3 protein-coding genes are annotated in these 1,943 nt (G+C 59.3%); all 3 read right to left on the bottom strand.

Annotated elements, in window-relative coordinates; all coding sequences use genetic code 11:
- A partial coding sequence (locus tag ACEW8G_RS04150) for a TraB/GumN family protein (protein ID WP_373487187.1) occupies positions 1 to 338 on the bottom strand: 338 nt, incomplete at its 3' end.
- Positions 339 to 551: 213 nt separating this feature from the next.
- Positions 552 to 1,502 (bottom strand): TraB/GumN family protein, encoded by a 951-nt coding sequence (locus tag ACEW8G_RS04145; protein WP_373487186.1) that lies wholly within the window; start codon positions 1,500 to 1,502, stop codon positions 552 to 554.
- Positions 1,503 to 1,544: 42 nt separating this feature from the next.
- Positions 1,545 to 1,943 (bottom strand): hypothetical protein (locus tag ACEW8G_RS04140; RefSeq protein WP_373487185.1); only part of this gene is annotated, 399 nt, incomplete at its 5' end.

The following is a 1,943-nucleotide window of genomic DNA, read 5'->3' as shown; positions in this document are numbered from 1 at the left end:
AGCGCCTCGCCTGCCTCGCGCAGGTCCGGCGGCAGGCGTTCGGCCAGCGGCGACTGCCCGGGGCTATTGCCCATCTGCTGGAATATCCGTGTGATCTCGGCAGGCTGCTCAAGCCCCAGCACCTCGATCACCAGCCGGTCGCTCGTCTCAATCGCCTCCTGCATTTGGGGCGTGATCCATTTTAGTCCGCGCGGCAGCGCATGAATGCCGCCAAACAGCCACGCCTCGCCCGTCTCGCTGCGCACGTGCCATAGCGCCGGAGCACCGCGTTTGGGGCCATCCCAGACCCCGCCACTCAAAGCCCCGGTTGGCGCGCCACTGCACGCATGTGCAAGCATAAAAAGAGGAAGTAGCAGCCAGCAGGCCAGACGTGCCATCACGGTTCTCGGGTATCCACATTTTGCAACAACACGAAGCGCGCGGACCATCTATTTAGGAATGCTTTGCCCAAAAGGAAATGGCCAGAGCACAGGGGTGCACTCTGGCCATCGCGTCAAGGTCATTGGCTTGTGGTCCAACAGCGACCTTGCAGCTGTTCATACTCAGGCGGGCTATTTGGCGACTCGTTCGCTTTCGATTCCAGTCTGAGCGAGCTGCGCCTGAACACTGTCCTTGCCGACCAGATGGGCAGCGCCCACTGCCATGAACACCGTGCCCGGCTTTTTCATCCGCTCCTGAATCCATGAGACCCAGTTGGCATTGCGCTTAGTCAGAATGGCATCGTAGAGACCGGGATAGGTCTCAAAACCTTCGTTGAGCAGCCGGTCAAGCCTGACCAAATCAGCCTTGCCCCATGCATCGACCATGTCGTCAATCTGCTTGGTGACGTCGGGCACGCCATCAACCGCAACCTGCAGGAATTCGATCTGCGCCTCGGCGTTTAGTGAATCGAAGATGTCGAGCTGCTGTTCAATCGTTTCAAGCTGGCCAAGCGGCTTGCTGACGTCCTTCGCAGCCTTGGTCAGCACCTTTTCCGCGCCGCTGTTGAGATCATAGCCTTGCATCAAAAGCGGCAATGTGGTCAGCGTGATCCCGGCAAACCAGGGCTTCATCTGGTCGAACGCTGCGGGCGGCACGTTCATTCCGGTCAGCGTGGTTTCATATTTGGTCCGCAGCTCGTCCGGCAACATGCTGCGCAGTGTTGTGCCCTGAGGGTTGGAGGCCTTGCTCATCAAGATGCCCTGAACCACGGCGGGGTCTTCGGGTTCGATGACCTCCAGAACGAGTTCATCGGCCCGGTCGAACGCGGCTTTGACATCCCCCTTGAGCCAGTTGAGACCTGGGCGCAGCACATGGACGGTGCCGAACATATAGATGGTCGTATCTTCATCGCGCACCACCCACATCGCAGGGCTGATGTCGGTGGTTGCGGTCGCCTTTGCGGGGGCTTGCGTTTCGGCCGTCTGGGCGAGCAGCGGCTGGCTGGCAAAGCTTACACTGGCAACAGCAGCAAGCGCCAATGTCGTCGCACCGTTGCGCAGCCGTTTGAGCAGGTTGGTCATCAAAACAAACTCCTATTCAGGGGGGGAGAGAAGAAAAAACTGTTAGCGCAGCTTTTGCCAGCCGTAGGTCAGCGAGCAGCCCAGTGCTGCGGCGCAGAACAGCCACAGCGCATCCGGTTCGGGCACCAGCCCGCCTTTCCAGAGAAAGAACCATGCCGGATAACCGATGAGCAGGATATTGCCTGCCATGACAGTTGCATTGGTGTTGATTCGTCGTTCGAGTTCATCCGAGACCTTCATCAGCCGCACGGTGCCGAAGGTCACTGCGATCACGAACACCAACGTGGCGATGATCGCAATCTCTGCCGGAATGCTGTTGGCGGCGATCAGGCCGCGTTCCTCATCTTCATAAAATCCGATCATGAACCCTGCCACCGCACCGAGTGCGAACAGGCTGCCGACAGTCAGATAAATGCGGCGGGTGCGCTGTTTGGCGCGGGT

It is taken from the genome of Blastomonas sp., assembly GCF_041747255.1.
GTDB lineage: Bacteria > Pseudomonadota > Alphaproteobacteria > Sphingomonadales > Sphingomonadaceae > Blastomonas.
This window is presented reverse-complemented; position numbering and strand designations above follow the sequence as displayed.